The organism is Metabacillus idriensis (genome assembly GCF_050483325.1).
Lineage (GTDB): Bacteria > Bacillota > Bacilli > Bacillales > Bacillaceae > Bacillus_P > Bacillus_P idriensis_A.
This window is the reverse complement of sequence record NZ_JBCMYF010000003.1, coordinates 1-2,974: the sequence shown is the minus strand read 5'-3', so window position 1 is coordinate 2,974 and position 2,974 is coordinate 1. Positions and strand designations below refer to the sequence as shown.

Here is a 2,974-nt window from a genome sequence, read left to right as displayed (position 1 = left end):
TACACTTTATTAGACTGTGGTTAAGTCCTCGAACGATTAGTATCTGTCAGCTCCACACGTCACCGCGCTTCCACCTCAGACCTATCAACCTGATCATCTTTCAGGGTTCTTACTCACTTACGTGATGGGAAATCTCATCTTGAGGGGGGCTTCATGCTTAGATGCTTTCAGCACTTATCCCTTCCGCACATAGCTACCCAGCGATGCCTTTGGCAAGACAACTGGTACACCAGCGGTGCGTCCATCCCGGTCCTCTCGTACTAAGGACAGCTCCTCTCAAATTTCCTGCGCCCACGACGGATAGGGACCGAACTGTCTCACGACGTTCTGAACCCAGCTCGCGTACCGCTTTAATGGGCGAACAGCCCAACCCTTGGGACCGACTACAGCCCCAGGATGCGATGAGCCGACATCGAGGTGCCAAACCTCCCCGTCGATGTGGACTCTTGGGGGAGATAAGCCTGTTATCCCCGGGGTAGCTTTTATCCGTTGAGCGATGGCCCTTCCATGCGGAACCACCGGATCACTAAGCCCGACTTTCGTCCCTGCTCGACTTGTAGGTCTCGCAGTCAAGCTCCCTTGTGCCTTTACACTCTGCGAATGATTTCCAACCATTCTGAGGGAACCTTTGGGCGCCTCCGTTACATTTTAGGAGGCGACCGCCCCAGTCAAACTGCCCACCTGACACTGTCTCCCAGCCCGATCAGGGCTGTGGGTTAGAATTTCAATACAGCAAGGGTAGTATCCCACCAATGCCTCCACCGAAGCTTGCGCTCCGGCTTCCAAGGCTCCTACCTATCCTGTACAAGCTGTACCAAAATTCAATATCAGGCTACAGTAAAGCTCCACGGGGTCTTTCCGTCCTGTCGCGGGTAACCTGCATCTTCACAGGTACTATAATTTCACCGAGTCTCTCGTTGAGACAGTGCCCAGATCGTTACGCCTTTCGTGCGGGTCGGAACTTACCCGACAAGGAATTTCGCTACCTTAGGACCGTTATAGTTACGGCCGCCGTTTACTGGGGCTTCGGTTCAAAGCTTCGCTTGCGCTAACCTCTCCCCTTAACCTTCCAGCACCGGGCAGGCGTCAGCCCCTATACTTCGCCTTGCGGCTTCGCAGAGACCTGTGTTTTTGCTAAACAGTCGCCTGGGCCTATTCACTGCGGCTTTTCAGGGCTATGAACCCTAAAAAGCACCCCTTCTCCCGAAGTTACGGGGTCATTTTGCCGAGTTCCTTAACGAGAGTTCTCTCGCTCACCTTAGGATTCTCTCCTCGCCTACCTGTGTCGGTTTGCGGTACGGGCACCTCTCACCTCGCTAGAGGCTTTTCTTGGCAGTGTGGAATCAGGAACTTCGGTACTAAATTTCCCTCGCCATCACAGCTCAGCCTTATATGAGAAGCGGATTTGCCTACTTCTCAGCCTAACTGCTTGGACGCGCATATCCAACAGCGCGCTTGCCCTATCCTCCTGCGTCCCCCCATTGCTCAAATGGTGAGGAGGTGGTACAGGAATATCAACCTGTTGTCCATCGCCTACGCCTTTCGGCCTCGGCTTAGGTCCCGACTAACCCTGAGCGGACGAGCCTTCCTCAGGAAACCTTAGGCATTCGGTGGAGGGGATTCTCACCCCTCTTTCGCTACTCATACCGGCATTCTCACTTCTAAGCGCTCCACCAGTCCTTACGGTCTAGCTTCAACGCCCTTAGAACGCTCTCCTACCACTGTTCGTAAGAACAGTCCACAGCTTCGGTGATACGTTTAGCCCCGGTACATTTTCGGCGCAGAGTCACTCGACCAGTGAGCTATTACGCACTCTTTAAATGGTGGCTGCTTCTAAGCCAACATCCTGGTTGTCTAAGCAACTCCACATCCTTTTCCACTTAACGTATACTTTGGGACCTTAGCTGGTGGTCTGGGCTGTTTCCCTCTTGACTACGGATCTTATCACTCGCAGTCTGACTCCCAAGGAGCAAGTCTTTGGCATTCGGAGTTTGACTGAATTCGGTAACCCGATGAGGGCCCCTAGTCCAATCAGTGCTCTACCTCCAAGACTCTCATACTTGAGGCTAGCCCTAAAGCTATTTCGGAGAGAACCAGCTATCTCCAGGTTCGATTGGAATTTCTCCGCTACCCACACCTCATCCCCGCACTTTTCAACGTGCGTGGGTTCGGGCCTCCATTCAGTGTTACCTGAACTTCACCCTGGACATGGGTAGATCACCTGGTTTCGGGTCTACGACCACGTACTAAAACGCCCTATTCAGACTCGCTTTCGCTGCGGCTCCGTCTCATCAACTTAACCTTGCACGGGATCGTAACTCGCCGGTTCATTCTACAAAAGGCACGCCATCACCCATTAACGGGCTCTGACTACTTGTAAGCACACGGTTTCAGGATCTTTTCACTCCCCTTCCGGGGTGCTTTTCACCTTTCCCTCACGGTACTGGTTCACTATCGGTCACTAGGGAGTATTTAGCCTTGGGAGATGGTCCTCCCTGCTTCCGACGGGATTTCTCGTGTCCCGCCGTACTCAGGATCCACTCTGGAGGGAACGAAGTTTCGACTACAGGGTTTTTACCTTCTCTGACGGACCTTTCCAGGTCGCTTCATCTACCCCGTTCCTTTGTAACTCCGTATAGAGTGTCCTACAACCCCAAGAGGCAAGCCTCTTGGTTTGGGCTAATTCCGTTTCGCTCGCCGCTACTTGGGAAATCGCGTTTGCTTTCTCTTCCTCCGGGTACTTAGATGTTTCAGTTCCCCGGGTCTGCCTTCAATATCCTATGTATTCAGATAAAGATACTGTTCCATTACGAACAGTGGGTTTCCCCATTCGGAAATCTCTGGATCAAAGCTTACTTACAGCTCCCCAAAGCATATCGGTGTTAGTCCCGTCCTTCATCGGCTCCTAGTGCCAAGGCATCCACCGTGCGCCCTTCATAACTTAACCTAAATGGTCATCCGCATCAAAGATGCG

At 52.6% G+C, this 2,974-nt stretch carries 1 rRNA gene; it reads right to left on the bottom strand.

Annotation, left to right across the window (positions count from 1 at the left end):
- Positions 1–16 precede the first annotated feature (16 nt).
- Positions 17–2,947, bottom strand: a 23S ribosomal RNA gene (locus tag ABEQ24_RS02360).
- Positions 2,948–2,974 lie beyond the last annotated feature (27 nt).